17 protein-coding genes and 1 other RNA gene are annotated in these 24,090 nt (G+C 35.4%); 11 read left to right on the top strand and 7 right to left on the bottom strand.

The window, feature by feature from the left end:
- Positions 1 to 50 precede the first annotated feature (50 nt).
- Positions 51 to 950: an oxygen-dependent coproporphyrinogen oxidase gene (hemF, locus tag VL047_RS05190; RefSeq protein WP_325359036.1), complete on the bottom strand. Its 900-nt coding sequence runs from the start codon at positions 948 to 950 to the stop codon at positions 51 to 53.
- Positions 951 to 1,024: 74 nt separating this feature from the next.
- On the opposite strand from hemF, the gene VL047_RS05185 reads away from it, so the two are divergent.
- Genes VL047_RS05185 through VL047_RS05165 form a run of 5 tightly spaced genes read left to right on the top strand, consistent with a single transcriptional unit; the run spans position 1,025 to position 3,300 of the window.
- Complete coding sequence (locus VL047_RS05185; RefSeq protein ID WP_325359035.1) at positions 1,025 to 1,522, top strand: DUF4442 domain-containing protein; 498 nt, start codon at positions 1,025 to 1,027, stop codon at positions 1,520 to 1,522.
- Positions 1,523 to 1,569: 47 nt separating this feature from the next.
- Positions 1,570 to 2,010, top strand: coding sequence for a hypothetical protein (locus VL047_RS05180; RefSeq protein ID WP_325359034.1), 441 nt, complete (start codon positions 1,570 to 1,572; stop codon positions 2,008 to 2,010).
- 1 nt (position 2,011) lies between these two features.
- Entirely contained in the window at positions 2,012 to 2,656 is a 645-nt protein-coding gene (locus VL047_RS05175) for an SCO family protein (protein ID WP_325359033.1), read from the top strand.
- Positions 2,646 to 3,074 carry a cytochrome c gene (locus VL047_RS05170; RefSeq protein ID WP_325359032.1) on the top strand — a complete coding sequence of 143 codons (429 nt, stop codon included), beginning with the start codon at positions 2,646 to 2,648 and terminating at the stop codon, positions 3,072 to 3,074. Before VL047_RS05175 ends, VL047_RS05170 begins: the two co-directional genes overlap by 11 nt.
- Positions 3,075 to 3,126: 52 nt before the next feature.
- Positions 3,127 to 3,300 carry a hypothetical protein gene (locus VL047_RS05165; protein ID WP_325359031.1) on the top strand — a complete coding sequence of 58 codons (174 nt, stop codon included), beginning with the start codon at positions 3,127 to 3,129 and terminating at the stop codon, positions 3,298 to 3,300.
- 32 nt (positions 3,301 to 3,332) lie between these two features.
- On the opposite strand, the gene VL047_RS05160 is transcribed toward VL047_RS05165, so the two are convergent.
- Positions 3,333 to 4,526: an aminoacetone oxidase family FAD-binding enzyme gene (locus VL047_RS05160; RefSeq protein WP_325359030.1), complete on the bottom strand. Its 1,194-nt coding sequence runs from the start codon at positions 4,524 to 4,526 to the stop codon at positions 3,333 to 3,335.
- A gap of 112 nt (positions 4,527 to 4,638) precedes the next feature.
- Between VL047_RS05160 and pncB the strand changes: the two genes are divergently transcribed.
- Both pncB and VL047_RS05150 read left to right on the top strand, forming a co-directional pair.
- On the top strand, positions 4,639 to 5,817 hold the full coding sequence (gene pncB / locus VL047_RS05155; protein ID WP_325359029.1) for a nicotinate phosphoribosyltransferase: 1,179 nt from the start codon (positions 4,639 to 4,641) through the stop codon (positions 5,815 to 5,817).
- Positions 5,817 to 6,524 carry a class I SAM-dependent methyltransferase gene (locus VL047_RS05150; protein WP_325359028.1) on the top strand — a complete coding sequence of 236 codons (708 nt, stop codon included), beginning with the start codon at positions 5,817 to 5,819 and terminating at the stop codon, positions 6,522 to 6,524. The genes pncB and VL047_RS05150 overlap by 1 nt, the downstream gene beginning before the upstream one ends.
- Here the strand turns inward: VL047_RS05150 and mutS are convergent.
- The 5 genes from mutS to VL047_RS05125 form a co-directional block, all read right to left on the bottom strand.
- Complete coding sequence (mutS, locus tag VL047_RS05145; RefSeq protein ID WP_325359027.1) at positions 6,514 to 9,123, bottom strand: DNA mismatch repair protein MutS; 2,610 nt, start codon at positions 9,121 to 9,123, stop codon at positions 6,514 to 6,516. The two genes, VL047_RS05150 and mutS, sit on opposite strands and share 11 nt — an antisense overlap.
- Positions 9,124 to 9,176: 53 nt before the next feature.
- Positions 9,177 to 10,541, bottom strand: a complete 1,365-nt coding sequence (locus tag VL047_RS05140; protein WP_325359026.1) for a sigma-54 dependent transcriptional regulator — start codon at positions 10,539 to 10,541, stop codon at positions 9,177 to 9,179.
- Positions 10,542 to 10,607: 66 nt separating this feature from the next.
- Positions 10,608 to 12,752: a cation:proton antiporter gene (locus VL047_RS05135; RefSeq protein ID WP_325359025.1), complete on the bottom strand. Its 2,145-nt coding sequence runs from the start codon at positions 12,750 to 12,752 to the stop codon at positions 10,608 to 10,610.
- A gap of 85 nt (positions 12,753 to 12,837) precedes the next feature.
- Positions 12,838 to 14,808 (bottom strand): nucleoside-diphosphate sugar epimerase/dehydratase, encoded by a 1,971-nt coding sequence (locus VL047_RS05130; RefSeq protein WP_325359024.1) that lies wholly within the window; start codon positions 14,806 to 14,808, stop codon positions 12,838 to 12,840.
- 113 nt (positions 14,809 to 14,921) lie between these two features.
- A complete protein-coding gene (locus tag VL047_RS05125; RefSeq protein ID WP_325359023.1) occupies positions 14,922 to 16,289 on the bottom strand; it encodes a dipeptidase in 1,368 nt (455 codons plus the stop codon).
- An 86-nt stretch (positions 16,290 to 16,375) separates the two neighbouring features.
- On the opposite strand from VL047_RS05125, the gene VL047_RS05120 reads away from it, so the two are divergent.
- From VL047_RS05120 to VL047_RS05105, 4 genes are all read left to right on the top strand, one after another.
- Positions 16,376 to 17,599: an MFS transporter gene (locus tag VL047_RS05120; protein WP_325359022.1), complete on the top strand. Its 1,224-nt coding sequence runs from the start codon at positions 16,376 to 16,378 to the stop codon at positions 17,597 to 17,599.
- A 92-nt stretch (positions 17,600 to 17,691) separates the two neighbouring features.
- Positions 17,692 to 19,842, top strand: coding sequence for a S46 family peptidase (locus VL047_RS05115; RefSeq protein WP_325359021.1), 2,151 nt, complete (start codon positions 17,692 to 17,694; stop codon positions 19,840 to 19,842).
- Positions 19,843 to 19,921: 79 nt separating this feature from the next.
- Positions 19,922 to 20,288, top strand: a transfer-messenger RNA (tmRNA) gene (ssrA, locus tag VL047_RS05110).
- Between the two features lie 745 nt (positions 20,289 to 21,033).
- Complete coding sequence (locus tag VL047_RS05105; RefSeq protein WP_325359020.1) at positions 21,034 to 23,931, top strand: DEAD/DEAH box helicase; 2,898 nt, start codon at positions 21,034 to 21,036, stop codon at positions 23,929 to 23,931.
- Positions 23,932 to 24,090 lie beyond the last annotated feature (159 nt).

Here is a 24,090-nt window from a genome sequence, read left to right as displayed (position 1 = left end):
AATTTTAAGCTTATTTAGCGAATATTAGGAGACATTTGAAAGGCGTTTTCTTAAGAAATCCAGTCTATACCTTGCTTTAATAAATCAAGTGTTTTTTCTTCTTCACTGCCAGGATCTGCCTTGAAATTATAAAGCCAGGTAGCCTGTGGCGGCAAGCTCATAAGAATGGACTCTATTCGCCCATTGGTTTCTAAGCCAAACTTGGTTCCTGCGTCATAAACTAAGTTAAATTCAACATAGCGTCCTCGTCGAAATGTCTGCCAAGCCTTGTGTTCTTCGGTAAAAGGTTTATCTTGATTGCGTTTTATTAACTCTGTGTAAATAGGTAAGAATGAATTACCTACTTGTTCTGAAAAAGTAAGAATTTCATCATATGTCAACCCACTTTTTTTCGGATCTAACCGGTCGTAAAAAATACCACCAATTCCTCGAGTTTCTTTACGATGATTGATATAAAAATACCGATCAGCCCACGATTTAAAATCGTTGTAAAATATTGGTGAAAACTGGTCACAAATATTTTTCAGATAGGAATGAAAAAATTGAGCATCATCTTTTATTACATAATGAGGAGTTACATCAATTCCTCCTCCAAACCAGCGAACTTTCTCATTTAATTCAAAATAACGGATATTCATATGAATTATAGGAACCCAAGGATTAATAGGATGAATCACGATAGAGACACCAGTTGCAAAGAACTCATCTTCATCTACTCCAAATGAGTTCTTAATTTGGTCAGGAAGTTTTCCATGAACTGCAGAAAAATTAACACCCCCTCGATCAATAACATCTCCCCCTTGCATAATTCTCGTCCTACCGCCACCGCCGCCTTCTCTTTCCCAGATTTCCTCTTCAAATTTCCCTAATCCATCAACCTTCTCTAACCCGTTACAAATCTGATCCTGAATTTGCCTATAACTTTCAGCAACTTTTTCTTTAAAATCCATACCCACAAATATCTATTTATTTTTGAAAAGAAAGAAATAGCGACTTTCATCACTTCTGTGTATCTTTGATAAGAATGCAAGCATCAGAAAATTTACTTAAATGGGCGATGCGACTATATCCCCCACTTTTTTTTCAACGAATATGGGTTCAACGATTTCATAAAAATTTCCGTGGCGTAGATGTAAAAATCAATCACAGCCTTATTACTAAAAACTATAACTCTTCAATTTTTGGAGGAACAATTTTTTCAGCCACGGATCCATTCTATGCGATTTTATTCGATCAGGTATTCAAAAGAAAAGGATATACCAATCTTGTTTGGTTAAAAAGTGCTGAGATAAAATACATCAAACCAGCGAAGAAAAATCTATTTTTTACAATAAAAATATCAGAAGAAGATATCAATTATGCAGAGCAGCATCTGCAGCAAGAAGGGAAATATGTTTCAAGCTTTGACATCGATCTCTATGATGCTGATGGGATACTTTATGTAAAAGTAAAAAACGAAATATACATACGTAACCTTAATTTCAATAGCAACCATTTAAACAAGAACCCATCCAGCCTATAGCTGGCAAAAGATCATTAAACCTTTGTATATTTGCTAAAAAAATTTTTATGAAACCTATTCTATTCTCTGCATTAAGTTTGTTGTTATTTATAACTGCATGCAATACAAAAGACGATTCGACAAAGCAACTGCAAGAGGAAGTCATTGCCATTCATGATGAAGTAATGCCAATGATGTCTACCTTTGCTCATACAAGTCTCAAAATAGACTCTATTTTAAACAACTGGGAAACCATCAAACTTAAAAATCCCGAAATTGATACTGTAGAGCAAAAAGCAAAACTGATAAACCTAAAAGCTGAAATTGAAGCAGCAAACGATGCGATGAATGATTGGATGCACGAGCTAAATTTAGACTTTGAAAATATGTCAAAAGAAGAGATTGAGAAATATTTAAAAAATGAACGTTTAAAGGTTCAAGATATTGATACACAATTCAAAGCAGTAACAGAAGAGAGCAAATCAGTTCTTAGTACAATTAACAAATAAAATGAGAAATTTATTATTAGTAACAGCTTTTCTATCAATTTTAATACTATCAGCTTGTCGATCTTCTAATACAAATAAATTACCTATTCTTGGTTCCAGAGAACCTGTTACAAAAGAGGTTAATGGTAAAACCGTTACAGATACTGTTTATCACAGCATTCCTGATTTTGAATTCTTAAACCAAGATAGCTTAGCAATAACTGAAAAGACCTTTGAAAATAGCATTTATGTTGCTGATTTCTTCTTCACCTCCTGTCCGAGTATTTGCCCAATAATGCACCGTAATTTATTGGAGGTTTATAAAAAATATAAAGGCAATTCCGAGGTCATGTTTTTATCACATAGTATAGACACAAAGTACGATACTCCTAGCGTCTTAAAATCGTATGCAGAAAAACTAGGAGTAACTGGTAATGAATGGCAATTCGCATCAGGAACTCGTGAAACGATTTATGGTATATCTCCTGAATACATGGTTTTTACAGAAGAAAATGACCAAGTAGCGGGTGGTTTTGAACACCAAGGATGGTTTATATTAGTCGATAAAGACCGACATATTCGTGGTGCATATAACGGAACTGATGAAAAAGAGGTCGCAAAGCTTATGAAGGATATGGATATACTATTAAGTGAATATGAGAAATAATTGGATATACATTATTCTAGCCATACTTACTTTCAGTATTCTTGTTTTATCATGTCAGAGCAATGAAGAAATAGAGCATGCCCATTATTATATTAATGGAAAGACGGCTTACGAAACGCATTGTCAAAACTGCCACGGATCAAAAGGTGAAGGATTAGGTTTACTATATCCTCCACTCACCGATACAGCTTACATTGCGAAAAACCAAAATAAACTTGCACGTATAATTAAATATGGCATGAGTGGAGAGGTGGTTATAAATGGACAGACCTATAATGAAGAAATGCCAGCAGAGACTCACCTCTCTCCGATAGAAATTGCTTATATAATCAACTATATTGGCAACTCTTTTGGCAATGAAATTGGACACTATACTCTCCAACAGGTTCAACAAGACCTAACGAATGCTACAAATTAAAACAAACATTTTTAAATATTCTATGTTCTAATTCTAAACAAAAATTAAGAACATGGAAGAGAATAAAAACGCAGAGAATAACTACGAGAACAATCAAGAAGATCCCAAACCATCAAAAGAAGCTCTGGAAGAACGAGATGATAAGCCAGCAAGTAAACTTTTAAATTGGATTATCATAATTACGGTCGTTGTTCTTACTATAATAGTTTTTTTATTTTACTACTAATACTATTACATAGACCTAAATGATTCCTATCCCTAAAGATTTTTAGCGATTACATACCCTGATGCCCAAGCCCATTGGAAATTATATCCTCCTAACCACCCTGTTACATCTACACATTCCCCTCCAAAAAAGAGTCCCTCTATCTTAATAGACTCTAAGCTTCTAGGATTCAACTCCTCTGTCGCTACACCACCTCGCATCACCTCAGCTTTATCATAACCTTTATCTCCAGCAGGTTTAACTTTGAAATGATGAATCGTAGAGTTAATCAACTTCGCCTCCGCTTTACTTAAAGAGGCTATTTTTTTATCTATAGGCAAGAATTTGGTTAAAGACTCAACAAATTTCTTGGTAAAATGCTCTTGAAGGATTTGTTGTAATAGACGCTTACCTCCAGAATCTCTTTCCTGTGCAATAATTGTTGACATAGAGGCTCCAGGCAACAAATCAATTACAATATCTTCTCCTGCACGCCAATAGGACGATAACTGTAAAATAGCGGGACCACTTAAACCCCAATGTGTAAAAAGAATGTTCTCATGAAAACTAATTCGTTGATTTGAAACCTTACAATAAATCGAATTTCCTGCTAATGCAGCAAACCAATCCTTGTCTTTTCCGGTAATCGTTAGAGGCACCAATGCGGGTGCAGTATTTACAATTCTTAGATCAAAGAATCTTGCAGTGCGCAAGGCAAAATCACTAGCACCAAGTTTACTTATAGGAAGCCCTCCGCTCGACATAACTACAGTTTTAGATAATACTTCTATTTTTCGCCCATTAATCTCATATGTACTTTCAAAGATCTGATTTTCGTTTTTACTAACTTTGATAACCAGAGCATTTAATCTTAGTTCAGCTTTATATTTCTTTAATAAATTTAAAAAGATAGCAACGACATCTTTTGCATTATTGCTTTGCGGAAACAGCTGTCCCAACACCTTTTCCTTGCCAACAATTCCGTTACGATCAAAAAAATCAATACTATCCTTAACAGTCCATTGCTTAAACACCTCCTCACAGAAAGCTTTATCTTCAGAAATAAAATTTTCTGATGTACTATTAAGATTGGTATAGTTACACCGTCCTCCTCCAGAAATTAATATTTTAGCACCTGCCCTGTCATTCTTTTCAAGAATCAATATCTTTTTTCCAAGAGCAGCTGCTTGTACACCACACATTAAACCACAAGCTCCAGCACCTATTATAACCGCATCATATATCATACACATATCAACTTAAAAAGACGAAGATAAATAATCTATCAAAGTAATTATCTTTTAGAATTGCTTAAAAAAACCGCATATTAGCATACCTATCGTTTAATAGATATTTCCTATGGCAGATATTCATTTATATTCAATTCTGGATAATGATTTCTATAAATTCACTATGCAGCACGCAGTGATCAAATTATTTCCGAATGCTAAAGCAAAATATAAATTCATCAATCGAGGGCAGCATATTTTCCCTGAAGGCTTTGCAGAAATACTAAAAAAAGAAATAGTCAAAATGGAGCAATTAAAGCTCAAGAAGGAGGAAAAGGAATATTTAAGAGACACTTGTCCATATTTAGACCCCACCTACCTTGACTTTCTTCAAGGCTATCGGTACGATTCTTCGGAAGTAGAAATTATCCAAACAGGAAGTGATCTGTCTGTTAAAATATCAGGTTATTGGTATCGTACAATTATGTGGGAAGTTCCAATCATGAGCCTGATCTGCGAACTTTACTATAAAATAACTAAACAAAAACGTATAAGTGATGAAGAGGTTAGTACCGTTGCTAAAGAAAAAATAAATAAATATAAAAAGCTGGATATCACAATTGCTGATTTCGGCACGCGTCGCAGGCATTCTTACGAAGTTCATGACCTGACCATTAAAGCCTTAAAAGATTTTGGTTCTGAATGTTTCATTGGGACGAGCAACGTACATTTAGCAATGAAGAATTGCATTAAACCCATTGGCACTCATGCGCATGAATGGTTTATGTTTCATGCTGCAAAATATGGTTTTAAAATGGCGAATTCTCTTGGACTTGAAAACTGGTCCAATGTCTATCGCGGTGACCTTGGAATCGCTTTGTCCGACACCTATACAAGCAAAGTATTTTTTTCGCAATTCGATAAGAAGTTCACTAAACTTTTTGATGGCGTCCGACATGACAGCGGTGATCCACTAAATTTTGCCGATATGACCATTGATCACTACCAACATTATGGCATTGATCCAACAACAAAGACGATTATCTTTTCGGATGGATTGGATTATGAAAAAGTCGAAAGAATCTCAAAATACTGCAAAGAAAAGATTGGTATCTCATTTGGTATCGGTACTAATTTCACAAACGACGTAGGATTAAAACCAATGAATATTGTTATTAAAATGACAGATGCTCTACCTGAAGAAGCTCAATGGACACCTGTAATTAAACTTTCTGATGAGAAAAAGAAATATACAGGTGATGAAGAAATGATCAAACTATCAAAACAAATTCTAGAAATCAAAGACTAATGCAATATCCTGATGTGTATGGGGAAGCCCTTACTGATTATTATTATACCAATAACACTGAAAATGAATTGATTCTCCATACCAATCAATCTGAAACAGAAGTCATGCCTGTTGACCTTTTCTTTAGGAGTGAGAATGATTTCCCTGATCAGGAATTAATTGCACTTGCCCTTTGCGATGGTAAAGTATTGGATATAGGTGCTGGTGCTGGCAGCCATGCTCTATATCTCCAAACGCGCGGTATGGATGTAACGGCATTAGAGGTTTCAGCCAAAGCCTGCGAAATCATGAAGCTTAGAGGGGTCAAATCTGTTATTCAAGAAGATATATTTTCATATAATAATGGCAAATATGATACACTTCTATTTTTAATGAATGGAATTGGTCTTGCAGAATCCATCGATGGATTGAAACGCCTCTTCAACCATTGCAAAACATTATTAAATCCTGGCGGTCAGTTATTATTTGATTCCTCAGACATCTCATACTACTACGATGATGGCATTCAAAAGCCAAATCACTATTATGGTGAGATCAATTTTCAATATGAATACAAAGGGCAAAAAGGCAAACCCTTTGGATGGATATATATTGACCAGCAAGAATTAATTAAAGTGGGTAATGAAAACGGATGGGTTGTTCAAATTCTTGATGAGGATGATCACTATCAATATCTTGTACGTATGGAGTTAAAGTCTAGCTTTTAAGTACTCGCTGAATCTCATCTAATTTCATGAGGGCTTCAATTGGTGTTAAGGTATTTACATCTAAATTATTCAATACATCCCTTATTTTTACCAACACAGGATCATCAATTGAGAACATCTGCAATTGGTAGGCTTGTTTCTGAACCTTTTTTAAGCTATCCTTAATATTCTCTCCCCCGGTTCTTTCTTGCTCCAAACGTTTAAGAATCTCATTAGAACGTTGAATAATTGCTGAAGGCATCCCTGCCATTTTAGCAACGTGAATACCAAAACTATGCTCACTACCTCCAGGGACCAATTTTCGTAGAAATATAACCTTGTTATTTACTTCCTTAACAGAAATATTATAATTCTTAATCCGGTCAAAACTACTCGTTAACTCATTCAACTCATGATAATGCGTAGCGAAAAGAGTCTTTGCTTTGGCTGTTGGATATTGATGTAGATACTCAGCAATTGCCCAAGCGATGGAGATTCCATCATATGTACTGGTACCTCTTCCAATTTCATCAAGCAAAATTAAACTCCGCTCCGAAATATTATTTAAAATACTAGCAGTTTCGCTCATCTCAACCATAAAAGTTGATTCACCACTTGATACATTATCAGAGGCTCCTACCCTAGTAAAGATCTTATCAACAAGGCCCAAATTTGCTGACTTAGCCGGCACGAAGCTCCCCATCTGTGCCATTAGTACAATCAAACCAGTTTGTCTTAACAACGCCGACTTTCCTGCCATATTAGGCCCGGTAATAATAATAATTTGCTGCGTATCACTATCTAAAAAAACGTCGTTTGTAATGTATTCCGTTCCTAGGGGTAAATTCTTTTCAATAACAGGATGCCTTCCGCCCTTTATATCAATAATAGTATCTGTATTAATTTGAGGCCTTATATAATGATTATTTTTAGCTATTAATGCAAAGTTTAATAAAACATCCAGCTGGGCAATTAACTGAGCATTCAACTGAACAGGCTTAATATACTCCAATAATGAACTTAGCAGTTCTGCATAAATACGACTTTCAAGAGCAAATATCTTTTCTTCAGCACCTAATATCTGTTCTTCATACTCTTTCAGTTCAGAAGTAATATATCTCTCAGCATTTACTAAGGTTTGTTTCCTCTGCCAGGTCGCCGGGACCTTATCTTTATGGGAATTCGTTACTTCTAGGTAGTAACCAAATACATTATTAAAAGAAATTTTCAGGGAAGGGATACCTGTATTAACGGCTTCTCTTTTCTGAATCTCAACTAAGAAATCCTTTCCTCCGAAAGCAATGCTCCTAAGATGATCTAATTCTTCATTCACACCACTGGCTATAACATTTCCTTTGGCTATTATAACAGGAGGTTCTTCTTGTAATTCCGCTTCAATCTGATCAGTCAAGTGCTTACAGCCATTTAATTGTTCAGCAATTACTTGCAATGCCCTCGAGTCAACGTGTGATATAATCTGCTTAATCTCTGCAATCGCATGTAATGACCTCTTTAATTGAACAACTTCCCGTGGATTAGCACGCTGCAAACCAATCTTACTAATTAAACGCTCTAAATCTCCTATTTGCTTAATTTCGTTCAATAACTCCTGTTGTAACTCGGGGTTATTTAATAAAAAATCAACAACATCTAATCGGGCATTAATCGGTTTTTGATCTTTTAAAGGCATTAGAATCCACTTCCTCAATAAGCGGGCACCCATTGGAGAAGAGGTATGATCAAGTACATTTAATAAAGTAATTGCATTATCATTGTGCGAATCAATCAACTCTAAATTTCGAATTGTAAAGCGGTCTAACCACATAAAATGATCCTCCTCTACTCTTGAAAGAGTGGAGATATGTTGAAGATTATGATGTTCCGTTTCATTTAAATAATGCAGTGAAACACCTGCCGCAACTATAGCTAAACTTAATCTTTCAACACCAAAACCTTTCAAAGTACTCACTTCAAAATGCTTTAGTAATAATTCTCGTGCATAATCACCAGTATAAGGCCATTCATCCAATGAATAAACATAAAAGCGGTCACCAAAATTCTCAGTAAATTCTTTATGATTTTTTTTGCTTAAGATAACCTCATTGGGTTTGTAGCTCTGTAAGAGTTTATCGATATACTCAACCTTTCCCTGAGCTACTAAAAACTCTCCTGTAGAAATATCAAGAAACGAACACCCAATAGTGTTTTTTTCAAAAAAAACAGAAGCTAAATAGTTATTAGACTTTTGTTGAATAATATTATCATTATAAGAAACACCTGGGGTAACTAATTGAGTTACTCCACGTTTTACTATAGTCTTAGTAGTTTTAGGATCTTCCAACTGATCGCAAATCGCAACCCTAAGTCCTGAGCGTACCAATTTTGGCAAATACGTTTCAAGAGAATGATGAGGAAAACCTGCTAAGGCAACTTCTGAAGTCGAACCGGCTCCTCGTTTCGTAAGAACGATACCTAAAACATCCGATGCCTTAACAGCATCTTCACCAAATGTTTCGTAAAAATCACCAACTCTAAATAACAGTAATGTTCCTGGATATTTAACTTTAATGCGATTATATTGTTGCATTAAAGGCGTTTCCTTTTTCTCTATTTTTGCCAATATTATAGTATTAAATGGAGTAAAGATAAAAGAAGATACCTAGATTGAAAAATCTAAGAGATTTGATATTTATCTAACTTATTATATAAAGTCTTACGGTCTATGTTTAATAATTGGGCTGCTTTACTTTTATTATATTTTACTTTCTGTAAAACTTCAATAATTAATTGCCTTTCGTGTGCTTCACTCTGCGACTTAAGATCATTGCCTGAAATATCGTATGTATCTACATTGTTCTTTATAGATTGTACCATATCTTCCGGTAATGCAGAAATCTTAACCGTGTCTCCTTGTGTTAAAAGAACCATACGCTTAACAACATTTTTTAATTCTCTTAAATTACCCGGCCATTCGTAGCTCTCAAAAACAGAAATTATTTCCTCATCCAAGTATTTTACTTCTCTTTCTAACTCTTCATTTGCTTTTTTCATGAAGAAATCAACAAATAAATTTAAATCATTCCCCCGATCACGCAAAGGAGGAACATGAATTTCAAACTCATTAATTCGATGATATAAATCCTCCCTAAAATCGCCGCCTGCCGAACTTCCTAACAAATCATCGTTGGTTGCAGCAATTACGCGCACATCTACTTTAATCTGTTTATTAGCACCAATAGGCTGAATGATTCGTTCTTGCAATGCTCTAAGTAACTTAACTTGTACCTCGTAACTTAAATTTCCAATTTCATCCAGAAATAAAGTTCCACCAGAAGCCTCTTCAAACTGGCCTTTCTTATCAACCACTGCTCCTGTAAACGATCCCTTAATATGACCAAAGAGTTCGCTACCAGCCAACTCTTTCGATAAAGTCCCACAGTCAATTGAAATAAAAGGCTTATCTGCTCTTTTACTATTTTCATGAATAGATTTGGCAACATATTCTTTTCCCGTCCCACTCTCTCCACGAATCAAAACAGTCATATCCGTAGGAGCAACCAGTTCAATATATTCATGAAGTTTATTAGCTATCTTGCTTTTACCTTTAACGTATTCTTTCTCATTTGAGCGATTTTCTTGTAAACGCTTCGACCTGACAGTTGAAGTAGGCTTTTCAGCAGGATTGGCCAAAGCCTCCTTTATGATCATCAATAATTCATCTGGATTTACCGGCTTTGTAATATAATCATAAACCCCTTTACGCATAGCTCTAACAGCCGTACGAACATCACTAAAACCGGTCATTATTATAACAGGAACAAAAAGGCCTTGAGACTGGATAAAATCTAATACTTCCAACCCATTACCGTCACCTAAGCGATAGTCCAGTAAAACTAAGTCGTACTTATTCTTTTTAATAGCAGCAATACTATTGCTAATAGAAAAGTAAGGTTCGACCTGATATCCATTCTTTTTTAAAAAACTTTCAATAATAGCAGAAAAGGTAGTATCATCCTCTACTAACAGCACATTGATCATATATAGTTTATTTTGTACTCTCTATTAAACGATATAAAACGAGGTTATGTTATACCTGATATATCTTTACTCCCTTTTCGATATACCACCAAATTTTCTACCGAAATATTCGACAGTTTCCCGTCCAGGGGAATAAGATATTTGATGAATATCGGTGAGATCTACTATTGTCTTCTTTTTGCGTCGACTTGGAAAAACCAGAATAAGATTATTATTCTTATATACTTTACCTACTTTTCGCGGCACACTGTCAAAATTGTGATTATAAGAAACGTCACCTACTCTTGCAGACACAAATACGACGAAATCATCTGGTTTTACATATTTATTTAAACCTTCAAAAGAATCCCATTCTTGATACAATTCAAATTGAAACTTAATACTCGATTTACTTTTTAATAAGTATTGGTTTATAGCAGATTGAGAACGGTTATTACAGACACATAGTAATGGCAAACTGAGTTCCTGGGTTAATATAAAAATCTTATTAAGCCAATAAAGAAATCCCTTCTCAGCTTCCGCCATAGGCGGCACAAATAATACAATACGTTTTTGACTGACTAAAGGATTCTCCAAACGGCACATAAAAAGACTAATATCAGTCAAGTTTAATATACTTTCCGTCTTTTCTCCCACGAGCTTATCAATAATGCTCGATTTACTCGGCCATCCAATTAATATACAAGTCGCCAGAATTTCACGTGATGCTCTGCTAATTCCACCAGCAATATTATAATCAATCGTCGTCATTACATTTACCTCAGTCTCACTGCCTGAAGCATATTTTGCTATTGAGTCTAAATTTTTACGCGCTTTTTTAAGATTAATTTCAGCCATCTCATTGTTTGGTACAACTGAAAGAACTGTTAAGGGATGTGGTGACTTTTTATTTCTGATCAAAGTAGCCATATCTAACAGCATTTCCATATTATTTAAGTTGGCAATTGGAAGAATTATATGTTCCTCATTTGTCTCGTCTTGTTCAGGAATGTCAACATCTAAATCGCCTTCCAGAACTACTTTTTTCGATGCAGCTTCAGCATTAAAAGTTGCAATAATACATGAAACCAATATTAATAATATTGCACCGTTTAAAACATTTTCACCAACAATATTATTCTGATAACCTACTAAGATCACAGCCAATGTTGCTGCGGCATGCGAACCGCTAAGACCATAGATCAACTGTCTTTGTGCTGTAGAATATTTAAAAATCTTTTGTGTAAAAAAGGCTGCAGTCCATTTTCCAGAAACAGAGATTCCTACTAAACCAAGCGCAATAAGAATAGCAGTTGGTCCATTTAAAAGAACTGTTACATCTACCATCATACCAACACTAATAAGAAAGAATGGTATAAAAATAGCACTACCAATAAAATCTATCCTATTCATTAATGCAGAGGAAGACGGAATTAAGCGATTAAGTGCTAAACCCGCCATAAATGCTCCTATAATAGGTTCTAAACCTGCTAAATCTGCAATAAAGGCTGCGACGAATACTATAAACAACACAAAAATATAATGTGCAGTTTTTTCTCCTTCAATTTTTCTAAAAAACCATTTAGCAACTTTCGGAATTATAAAAAACATTATAAAAAAGAAAATCGCAAATGAAATTCCCATTTGAATCCAAAATTGACTGTTCAAAGCTCCTTGAGAGAAGGCAACTATAATGGCAAGAACCACCAAAACTATCGTATCTGTTAATATTGTCCCACCTATCGCTACAGCAACAGCCTCATTCTTAGCTATTCCATAACTAGTAACTACAGGAAATGCTACCAATGTATGAGTAGCCATCATGACACTAATCATAATGCTGGCAGCCATATCATAATTAAATACATAATAGAATAATGGATAGCCAATTAGTACAGGAATCGAAAAGGTAAAAAAACCAAAGATCAAACTTTTATGTTTAGTTTTACCAAAATCGTTCATATCAAGTTCAAGGCCTGCTACAAACATGATATACAATATACCTATTGTTGAAAACAAATTAACTGCAGAATTATTTTCAAGAATGTTCAGTGCGTAAGGCCCAATAATGACCCCTGATAGAATTAAACCTATTATTCCCGGAATTCTGATTTTACGCAAAAGAATCGGTGAGAGAAGTATTATAAATAATATAAGAGCAAAGATGAGAACCGGACTGGTAAAAGGCGTCTCAAATTCATGTTTAATATGTTCGATAAATCCTTTATCCATATAGAGCTTTTTTGTATTTATTAGTCACAATTAAATATCACTGCAATACATGACTTCAAATATAGAAAAATACATTAAGTCTTGGTTAGGCGGTTACAGGCTTTTCTTCCAACTCAGCGTCTAATAGCTCATATGGAGAGTTTTTACTTACAAATTCAGGAACAATTTGTTTCATTTTGAGGACGATATCCTTAACGATTTGTTTTTCATTAATTGACAATAATTCATCAATGTTTCTCTTTGTTTCATCAAAAGGATAACTTACAACCCGCGCAATGCTTATTTTCTCATGATGAGTTGGTAGCGTATGTTCTGATGCATTCAACAACTCTTCATATAATTTTTCTCCAGGTCTTAAACCGGAGAATACGATATCAATATCTACACCTTCCTGTAAACCTGCAAGTTGAATCATTTTCTTAGCTAGATCAACTATTTTAATAGGTTTACCCATATCAAAAACAAATATTTCACCTCCTTCTCCCATCGTTCCTGCCTCCAAAACTAATTGTACTGCTTCACGAATAGTCATAAAGTACCGTGTAATCTCTGGATGAGTAACTGTTAAGGGGCCTCCCCTCTCAATTTGACTTTTAAAACGAGGTAATACAGAACCGCTTGATCCCAACACATTACCAAACCTTGTCGTAATAAAACGGGTCTTTGTATTCTTTGATACATACATTCCTGATCCATTCAACCCGCCTTGTTTCAGCGAATACTGACCATCATTTAAGGCTTGTATATAGATTTCTGCCAACCGCTTAGAAGCACCCATAATGTTAGTAGGATTAACTGCTTTATCTGTAGAAACCATGACAAATTTATCAGTTCCAAACTTTACAGCTAAATCTGCAACATTCTTAGTCCCTTGCACATTAGATTTAATAGCCTCAAACGGATTGTGCTCCATTAATGGAACGTGCTTATATGCCGCAGCATGGTAAACTACTTGTGGACGTAAATTATCGAATAATTTATGCATCCGACTATAACTCCGAACATCAGCAATCTTAATTTCTATAGAAGCATTTGGATACTTATCCTCCATATCTAATTGCATTTCATGAAGAGGAGATTCAGCCTGATCACATAAAATGAGGACAGCCGGATCATACTTTATCACCTGACGAACAATTTCTGAACCTATAGAGCCTGCCGCACCGGTAACCAAAACTCTTTTCCCTGTCAAATCATTGCTTACTCGGGTCTGATCAATTCGGATAGGCTTTCTTTGCAACAAATCTTCAATACTTAACTTCTGCATTTGCTTTTTATCCAATTTACCAGAAAGCCAAGTTCCAGCAGGAGGGACTGTTATTACCTTAATACCCAAGCGAAGAGCCCTCTCTATCACAACCTTTTTATCCCGCTCTCCTAATAATTCATTTATAATAATGATCTGGTCAATATTTTTCTTAGCATTTAAAATATTAAGTTCCTTAAAATGATAGACCTTCTTTTGCTCCATGTAGCTATTTAACCTTGTTCTATCAACATCGATAAAACCTTCAACTACATAATTGGCATCAGAACTATTCTCCAATGCCTGCTTAACTAAAACCGCATTCTTATCTGAGCCATAAATCAATACATTTATTCTCTCTTTCTTTCCATAGCGTCTGATCATTACATAAAAAGCCGCCTTTGCAAAAATCCTCAACATAATTAATAGTGAGGAAGTAATGAAAAAATTAATGATTAATATACTGAACAAATTTAACAGCTGAATGTGAAGAAGTGGCTGAACAAATAAGAATGAAACAATTGAAAAAAGAATACTAAACGTTAAAACAGCACCAAAAATACGCAACATGTCTTGCGTATTAGAATATCTCAAGAGACCAGTATGGAGCCTTAAGAAATAAATTACAGGAGAAGCAATTAAGCAGAATAGAGAAATATAAATGAGATAATGTCCTCTTACCATATCATTGAATTCAAATCTTTCAACAATAAAGTATGAAAAAGAAAAAGACCAGCTAATAATTATTAAATCAACAATAAATATCACCCATCTTGGGAGAGTCCGACCTTGAAGTAAAAATTTTTTCACATTTTAAGATTAAGCCCTTTGTATTTCTTGTTATATTTAAGCAATAAGTATACCATGAAACGATTGTTCATGTTAAAATGCAACAATAAACTCAACAATTAGTTTTAAATCAACTAACTCAGTTCATTAAAATATTTATGAAACAGTGGGATAGTTTCAATACCCTTAATATAGTTTGCGATATCATATTTCTCATTTGGAGAATGCAAATTATCACTATCTAATCCAAAGCCCATTAATACTGTCTTAATACCCAATTCTTCTTCAAATAAAGCCACTATAGGAATACTTCCTCCACCCCTAGTTGGAATTGGAGCCTTTCCGAAAGATTCTTCAATTGCTTTGGAAGCAGCACGGTATGCTGTACTATCAGTAGGGGTAACAACCGGCTCCCCACCATGATGAGGCCTTACACTTACCTTAACAGTTTTTGGAGCTATCTTAACAAAATGATTCTTAAAGATTTCAGTAATTTTATTTGAGTTCTGGTTTGGAACCAGACGCATCGATATTTTAGCACTTGCCTTCGAAGGTAAAACAGTTTTCGCACCTTCACCAGTATATCCACCCCAAATACCATTCACTTCTAAAGTTGGCCTTATGCCTGTTCGTTCCAATGTAGTATAACCTTTCTCTCCCCAAACATCCTCTATACCTAAATCCTCTTTATATTCTTCAATATCGAAAGGAGCTTTATTAAGTGCTTGACGCTCCTCGTCGGTCAACATTACTACATCATCATAAAATCCGGGGATTGTGATGTGGTTATTCTCGTCATGCAAAGACGCAATCATTTTTGCTAGTATAATAGCAGGATTAGCTACAGCTCCTCCGTATACACCTGAATGCAGATCTCGGTTTGGCCCTTCAACTTCTACTTCAACATAAGACAAGCCACGCAAACCTGTTTCCAGAGATGGACTCTCTAAACTTATCATAGAAGTGTCTGATATCAATACAACGTCTGCCTTCAAACGTTCTTTATTTTCACTAACAAAAACTCCCAGGTTATCAGACCCTACTTCCTCTTCACCCTCAATCATAAATTTAATATTACATGGCAATCCATCAGTCTGAAGCATTAACTCAAATGCTTTTACATGCATATAAAACTGACCCTTGTCATCACAAGCACCTCTCGCATAGATTTTGCCATCTCGTACAGTAGGTTCAAATGGTGGTGTTTTCCAAAGCTCCAATGGATCTGGAGGTTGTACATCATAATGTCCATATACCAATACAGTGGGTCTGCTCGGATCAACTATTTTCTCTCCATATACAATGGGGTGACCTGCAGTCGGACAAATCTCAACATTATCAGCACCAGCACCTTTTAATTTTTCGGCAACAAAGGCTGCTGTCTTTGCTACATCCTCTTTATACTTTGGATCGGCACTTATTGAAGGGAATCGAAGTAGCTCAAACAACTCATCTAAAAAACGTTGTTTATTTTGCTCAATATAATTCTTGATGTTTTGCATAACGAAATAACTTTTGCACCAAAGTTAATAATTTGAATTGAGAATGATTAAAAACCTAAAAACACTTAGATTTGTAACTATATAAAATGAAGAAATATTTTCAAGAATACGTCAATGCTTACCGAGGCTTATCCCAGCCAGCTTGGATGCTATCTCTTGTTATGCTCATAAACAGAATGGGTGCCATGGTAATTCCATTCCTTGGCCTGTATATGACTGAACATCTACATTTTTCGTTAAAAGAAACGGGTATTGTTTTAAGCTTTTTCGGATTAGGTGCAATTTCAGGCTCATATATTGGAGGAAGATTAACCGACATCCATGGTCATTTTAAAATTCAGCTCTTAAGCCTTTTTTTAACTGTACCCCTATTCTTTGTTCTTCCTATTTTAAAGACACCTTTTTTTTTAAGTTTTGGAATTTTCATTTTAAGTTTAATAGCTGAGACCTTTAGGCCTGCAAATTCAGTTTCCATTGCCCATTATGCTAAACCTAAAAATCTAACCCGTGCACTTTCATTAAACAGAATGGCATTAAACCTGGGTTTTTCAATAGGTCCTGCATTGGGAGGGCTACTTGCCGCCTTTTCTTATAACTGGCTTTTTTATGGTAATGGAGTTACAGCGGCAATAGCAGGCTTCGTCTTTTATACATACTTCAAAAGAAGGGAAGGAAACAAAAACCTGATAAAACAGATTAAAGATCAAAAAGTCCAAAGCCAAAATCCGGTAAAATCTCCATATAAAGACAAAGCTTTTATTATTTTCAATGTATTATGTGCTTTTTATAGTATCTGTTTTTTTCAATTACTAAGCACCTTGCCACTGTATTACAAACAGGTATATGTACTAAAAGATAGTGCTGTAGGTATTATACTCGCTTTTAACGGCTTAGTAGTTTTTCTATTAGAAATGTTTTTAGTTAACATCGCGGAAAGAAGACTCACAACCTTTCAAACTATTACACTTGGAGCAGCTTTATTAAGCATATCCTTTATATTATTAATAAGTAATGCGGGTATATGGATACTTTTCTTAGCTATGTTTTTTCTAAGTATCTCCGAAATCCTCGTTCTACCTTTTACTTCCACAGTAACCATAAAACGTGCTCATCAAAGTAATCAAGGAGCTTATATGGGATTAAATGGGTTAGCCTTTTCGGCAGCACATATCCTGTCCCCATCAATCGGAACACAGATTGCTGCTACTTTCGGATTTAATACTTTATGGCTATCAACAGCCATATTAGCCCTAATCAGTACCATTGGTTTTTATTTGATCAGAGATAAATTTAATAGTCAAATCGTATAGCCATATAAGCATCACAAAAAATATCTTTCTTGTCACTTTATTTAAAAAGATGCAACTTTGCCGGTTCAAATAATATTTAAATACACCACAACATGAAAAGAATCCTTTTATTTATTTTATTAGCCGCATCTACTTTTTCGGTCAAAGCCGATGAAGGAATGTGGTTTTTAATGAATATCGAGCGTTTAAATGAGCGAGATATGCAGAAGATGGGCTTACAGTTAACCGCTGAAGAAATCTATAGTATCAATAATTCCAGTTTAAAAGATGCTATTGTTCAATTTGGAGGAGGCTGCACTGCAGAAATAGTATCTAATACAGGTTTGGTAATGACCAATCATCATTGTGGTTATGGCGCAATTGCAGAACTATCAACTCCGGAAAATGATCATTTAACAAATGGTTTCTGGGCAAAAACTAAAGCCGATGAACTAAAACCAAAATCACTATCTGTAAGATTCTTTGTTCGTATGGACGATGTTTCAGAACGTATCTTAGGTAAACTAAATGATGGTATGACAGAAGCTGAACGCGAAGGTACTATCAACCGCGAAATTGCTCTTATTGAAAAGGAGAATAACGAAGGTGGTAAATACACCGTATCGGTAAAATCATTTTATGAAGGCAATGAGTTTTATTACTTCGTATACCAAGATTATACGGATGTTCGCTTAGTAGGAACCCCTCCGGACAATATTGGAAAATTTGGTGGCGACACCGATAATTGGGAATGGCCACGTCACACAGGTGATTTTTCTTTATTCCGTGTGTATGCAGACAAAGATGGTAATCCTGCTGAATACTCAGAAAACAATGTACCATTAGTTCCAAAATACCATCTATCTATCAGTCTAAACGGTTTCAAAGAAGGAGATTTTGCTATGATTCTTGGCTATCCGGGTCGTACAAACCGTTGGATGCCCTCCGCAGGAATCTCACAAAATGTCAACTATGCATACCCCGCATGGGTTGAAGCCTCAAAGACAGGTATGGATGTGATGAAGAAGTATATGGATCAAGACCAGGCTATCCGTCTAAAATATGCATCAAAATATGCAGGTGTTGCCAATTATTGGAAAAATCGTCAAGGTATGATTGATGCATTAACACAACATCAAACTGCAAAAACCAAAGAAGCATCCGAAAAGAAATTCAACAAGTGGGCCAATAAATCTAAGAACAAAGATAAATATGGTTCTGTAATGACTACCATTAACGAATACTATGCCTTAACAAACGAAGAGGCACGTCACGACAATTATATCTCTGGCGGTATCCTTCGCAGCAGTTCCTTAGCTCCACTGCCTTACACCATTGGCAATGCAGTTAATTTTTACTTTCAACAAAATGATGCTAAAAAAGCCGAGCTCTTACCTCAATTAATTAGTCAGGTTAATTCTTCATATGAAAATCTATCAATGCCGGTAGAAAAAGATCTACTGATAGCTCTTCTTAATTTATATGTTGAAAAAGGTGGTAAAGATTTAATCGCTCCCTATGTTGCTGAAATATCAAAAGGGAACAATGGTGACGTTACCCCATACATAAACAAAGCCTTTGAAACCAGCGTATTTGCAAATCAAGAAAAACTAATTGCATTCATTAACAATCCTGATCTGGAAGTGTTGTCCAACGATTTACTTTTCAAATTATCAAATGATATCGTAGCTCGTTATCGCTATGAATCAGATACAATGAAGTCAAAGCAAGCCGACTTTAACCGTGCCTTCCGTTTAATGGTTCAGGGTATGCGAATAGCAAATCCAAAAGTAAAATACTACCCGGATGCAAACAGTACACTTCGTTTATCCTATGGAAAAATCCGCGCCTTACCTGCTGATTCAAGAAACGATGCCACTATTAATAATTATACAACACTAAAGGGCACCATTAATAAATACAAGCCCAATGATCCGGAATTTGATTTACCTCAAAAACTAATTGATCTATATGAAGCTAAAGATTTCGGACAGTATGCTGATAAAGCTGGTTATATGCCAGTAAATTTCTTATCAGATAATGATATCACAGGAGGAAATTCAGGCTCTCCCGTATTAAATGGCAAAGGAGAATTACTAGGACTTGCATTTGATGGAAACATTGAAGCGATGGCAGGAGATGTTATCTTCGACCCTCAACTTCAAAGAACCATTAGCGTTGATATTCGCTACGTATTATTCCTTATCGACAAATTTGCAGGTGCAAGCCATATCATCGACGAGTTTACATTAGTAAAGGATTAATAATATTCAATTCATTCAATTTTCAATCCGGTCACATAAATATTGTGATCGGATTTTTTCGTATATTTGCATATTATATGGGGTCGACCGGAATTGACAGGATGGAGACGGTTATGTAAGCATGCAGCGCGTTGTTAGTCTAGCGCTTTAATCTGAACTTTCAACTTTTCAAATGGCGAAAATAACTACGCCTTAGCTGCCTAATTTAGAATTAGAATAGCTTTTGTCCAGTCTGGGTTTTGTTCTGTAGCCTAGACACACGGGCATCGAATTATGGAACTGGTTGCTTCAACGCTGTGATGAAGTGACAAGATAAAGCAGATAAGGATTTGGTATAGGTAAGCAACCAACCTTCCAAATCTCGAAAATCTAATGGAAGCTAAGCATGTAGAAAGCATACACAGTACCATGTTTGGACGAGGGTTCGAATCCCTCCGACTCCACAAACAATGTTGAATATCAAGGTTTTACAAGACCAACACCCGGAATTACACCCAATAATTCCGGGTGTCTTATTTTTATCTACTATTGCTAAGTCAGCTAATAACACTTAAAGGAATCCTCTTTCGGATGCAATCAGGATATATTTTGCGCATAGAAAGAACTATTTTTTTGACAGAATATTGAATTCATGGATCTATTGTGCTTCGGATCCTGCCACCCCGACGAAAGCCACTGATTATCAGTGGCTTTCTTGTTTTTCGGACAAATTTCGGACAGAATACAAGCTTTTTTCGGACAGGTGTTAAATTAGGGAAGGTTAGCATAAAATAGGGAAGTAATCTGTTTCATGAATAGTTTTGAAACCTTTTTTTGCCATTGTCCGTAAACCACAAAATTGATAAACCCTTCAATTTCTGACCCTGGTGTTTTCTTTAAACTAGTATATCTGACTTCGCTTGCGGGTAAATCTGAGCATATTGTTTGTATGTCTTAAACAGTGTTCGGCGAATAACGTTGCAAAGCCATACGCTCAGTCATCACTAATATCAAAGCTTCGTTATCCATTCTTTAGTAACAAAGGATCTATGTGATTTATTTCGCTATCAAATAAATGTAAAATAGTTATCCTGCTTATTAACAAAAATATTACTAATTTTATAGGTAATATTACGCAGTGCCAATATAGGGGCTGTTTAGCGAAATTCCGTTTCGCTAACTATGTTGTTGTAGCCAATTATTAGAAACCATATGCCATACTTTATAGACAATAAACATCTTTTTAATTTAGAACCCCAAAATGGGGATGGCTTGAGAGACTGTCAACTCGGTGCAATATGGGCTTTAAAGAGCTATAAAACAAATGGAACAAATGAAGTTGCATCTTTAATTAGCATGCCGACAGGTTCTGGGAAAACCGCAATCATGATGGCTGCTTGTTTCGAATTAGGGTTAAGTAAAATCCTCATTGTTGTGCCTTCTAAAATTTTGAGAAGACAGATTTCAAGTCAGTTTAGGGAGCTTCAAATTTTAAAAAATAAAAATTGCTTAGATGAAACCGCCCCTCTAGTATCTGTGTATGAGGTTACAAATCGTAGAAACAGCAGAGAAGAGTGGGAAGCAATTCTGAATTCCCATGACGTAATCGTTTCTCATCCAAATAGTATTTCTCCTTACTATCAAGGTCTAGAACCAATTCCAATTGACTTGATAGATGCAATATTTATGGATGAAGCACATCATGAACCAGCTCCAACTTGGCAGTCATTAAATAGCTTCTACAAGCAACAACTCAAAGTTTTCTTTACTGCCACACCTTTCAGAAGAGACAGGAAAAGGATGCGTGCAAAACTCATATATCATTACTCATTAGAACGAGCGTTGGAAAAAGAAATCTTAAGGCCAATTGAGTTTCGCGGTGAGAGAATTGGTAACCACCCACCTGATTCAAACGAAGCTTTGTTGGAAACTGCAATAGATGTATTTGATGAAGAAAGAGTTGCAAACCCAACATGCTCAATATTAATTAGAACAGATCGCATTGAGCATGCTCAAAATCTTGTAACATTATATAACAATAATGGTTTTAATGTTGATGTGATTCATTCAAAAAGATCTTCGGCTGTAAATGAAAGCCTAATTGAAAAAGTTAAAAATGGCGAATTGGACGGCTTGGTTTGTGTTGGAATTGCAAGTGAAGGATTAGACATTCCTAATTTAAAAGTTGCTGTGCTTCACGCAACTCCTAGATCAATACCATATACAATACAGTTTCTGGGAAGAATTTCTCGTACTCCACTTGATCAAGAAGGGCCTGCTATATTAATTGCAAATACAGATGCCGTACGCGGTGAAGTTCGAAGATTATACAAATCGGACTCTTCTTGGAGTCTTATAATTCCTCAAATTGTAGATCAGCAAATGCAGTTAGCCAGACATTATAGATCTTCTCAAGCAAAAGAAGAAGACTTTCAAATGCCTGAATTAAATGTTTACTTCAGTGCATTAATTTATTCAACTCCGGCTAATTTCCAATTCCAAGATCAAATATCTAGCAATTCTAGTAAATTCGAAATCATTCATTATGAACAAGCTGATGATGAATCCCCTTTAATAATAGTAACCGCTCATAACAAGCCGATAGATTGGGCATCAAGAGAAATATACATTGAAGATTTACTTGATGTTCATGTTTTATATCATTCTTCCGAGCACAACTTGCTTTTTGAACTAACTACGAGTGAACTTGCTTTGTATTCCGTTAAGGAAAGTATTATAAATATAGAATTACTATCAATTACTCATGGCAGGTTATTTAAGACTTTATCACAGTTCTCGAAAAGCGACTACATAATGGTTGGAATGAAAAATTCAGCTCTAACTGGATCATCACACCCTTCCTATAAAACACTAATAGGTACTTCAGTTCAAGCAGCGATTAGATCAAGTGAAGGTAGAGTCTTTGGAGCAGGGCATGCGGTACTCAGATTGGATGAAGAGAACACTTGGGGGATATCCACACGTAAAGGCCGCGTTTGGGCAATGAAAAGAGGCACTGCTATTGAGTTTAAAGAATGGTGTGATCAATTATGTACGCTTATAGTTGACGGACCTATTATTTCAAATCTTCCTGGATTATCATTTTTAGCGAAAACAGAACAAGCCACAATTATTGAAGAAATTCCTGTGGCCATAATACCTGATGCGCTTTTCTTTAAAGCATACAGTGTAACGATTAGCAGTCCAAATCATGATCCAATTAGAAACTTCACCCCAATTCTTAATGGAGTTTCACTACAAGAAAATAACACTAGATTGCTTGGTACACTACAATTGGATGATTTGAGTTTTGATTTTACATTTGATTTAAATAGCGAAAGATTATGGTCAATTGACGAAGCAAATGATGTTACCGTTTATGCGGAAAGAAGAGATGACACCATAGTTGACAAAAGAATAGAAGACGTACTAAATGAATATCCGCCATCATTAGCTCTTCCTGATGGAAGTATTATAGTTGGTAGAAACAGAATTGTACCAAATACCGATATTGAAGATTTACCCAGTGAAATCTGGAAGGAAAAGGATTGGAACGGTTGTAATATTCGAAGCGAAGCCTACGTTGAAAATCCAAATGGTGATATACCGGTCATAAATCAGACAATTGAATTATTAAAGCCTTCACTCATTCAGAACGCTGACCTTATATTTCTAGATGATGGTGCACACGAGATAGCAGATTTAATCTATTTTAACAGCGCAAATTCTATGATTCACTTTATTCATTGTAAATACTCTGGAAAAAACAATGCAGGTTGTAGGAAATCCGATTGTGATGAGCTATTCGCTCAAGCAATGAGAAGTATTCACTGGATTTCATCGCCTATACTTTTAGATCGAATAAATAGCAGATTGGCAAATGCGCAGAACTCTAAAATAGTATATGGTTCTGATGAATTATTAGAAACAATTAGTGAAAACTATAGAGTGAATAATTGGAAGTTCAATATTATTTTGGTACAACCAGGGTTCAGAATGTCGCAGGTTTCTGATAAGAACAGAGCGAATAATAATGTTTATGAACTGGTCATACCCATGTTTGAGAGAATTGTTGGAAGTAATGGGAATGTAGAAATTTGGGGCACATAAATAACTGACTACAACATGGGTTTAGCAAAATGGCGGGTTAAGTCCAAAATTTAAGGTCTGTAATTCTATTATCGCATAAGTCATTTGTAAATCCTTTTTTCTTAATTTAGTAAATGGCTTATGCTTACGTTGGTGCTAAATTGAAAGTTTGTGCTTTTA

Origin of the sequence: Albibacterium sp. (assembly GCF_035514885.1) — a bacterium.
GTDB lineage: Bacteria > Bacteroidota > Bacteroidia > Sphingobacteriales > Sphingobacteriaceae > Albibacterium.
The sequence above is the reverse complement of the archived record's forward strand: the minus strand, read 5'-3'. Positions and strand labels throughout refer to the sequence as shown.

Excerpts from the sequence above, each read along its gene's own strand:
- hemF (WP_325359036.1), bottom strand. The coding sequence starts at position 950 with ATGGATTTTAAAGAAAAAGTTGCTGAAAGTTATAGGCAAATTCAGGAT.
- VL047_RS05185 (WP_325359035.1), top strand. The coding sequence starts at position 1,025 with ATGCAAGCATCAGAAAATTTACTTAAATGGGCGATGCGACTATATCCC.
- VL047_RS05180 (WP_325359034.1), top strand. The coding sequence starts at position 1,570 with ATGAAACCTATTCTATTCTCTGCATTAAGTTTGTTGTTATTTATAACT.
- VL047_RS05175 (WP_325359033.1), top strand. The coding sequence starts at position 2,012 with ATGAGAAATTTATTATTAGTAACAGCTTTTCTATCAATTTTAATACTA.
- VL047_RS05170 (WP_325359032.1), top strand. The coding sequence starts at position 2,646 with ATGAGAAATAATTGGATATACATTATTCTAGCCATACTTACTTTCAGT.
- VL047_RS05165 (WP_325359031.1), top strand. The coding sequence starts at position 3,127 with ATGGAAGAGAATAAAAACGCAGAGAATAACTACGAGAACAATCAAGAA.
- VL047_RS05160 (WP_325359030.1), bottom strand. The coding sequence starts at position 4,526 with ATGATATATGATGCGGTTATAATAGGTGCTGGAGCTTGTGGTTTAATG.
- pncB (WP_325359029.1), top strand. The coding sequence starts at position 4,639 with ATGGCAGATATTCATTTATATTCAATTCTGGATAATGATTTCTATAAA.
- VL047_RS05150 (WP_325359028.1), top strand. The coding sequence starts at position 5,817 with ATGCAATATCCTGATGTGTATGGGGAAGCCCTTACTGATTATTATTAT.
- VL047_RS05140 (WP_325359026.1), bottom strand. The coding sequence starts at position 10,541 with ATGATCAATGTGCTGTTAGTAGAGGATGATACTACCTTTTCTGCTATT.
- VL047_RS05135 (WP_325359025.1), bottom strand. The coding sequence starts at position 12,752 with ATGGATAAAGGATTTATCGAACATATTAAACATGAATTTGAGACGCCT.
- VL047_RS05125 (WP_325359023.1), bottom strand. The coding sequence starts at position 16,289 with ATGCAAAACATCAAGAATTATATTGAGCAAAATAAACAACGTTTTTTA.
- VL047_RS05120 (WP_325359022.1), top strand. The coding sequence starts at position 16,376 with ATGAAGAAATATTTTCAAGAATACGTCAATGCTTACCGAGGCTTATCC.
- VL047_RS05115 (WP_325359021.1), top strand. The coding sequence starts at position 17,692 with ATGAAAAGAATCCTTTTATTTATTTTATTAGCCGCATCTACTTTTTCG.
- VL047_RS05105 (WP_325359020.1), top strand. The coding sequence starts at position 21,034 with ATGCCATACTTTATAGACAATAAACATCTTTTTAATTTAGAACCCCAA.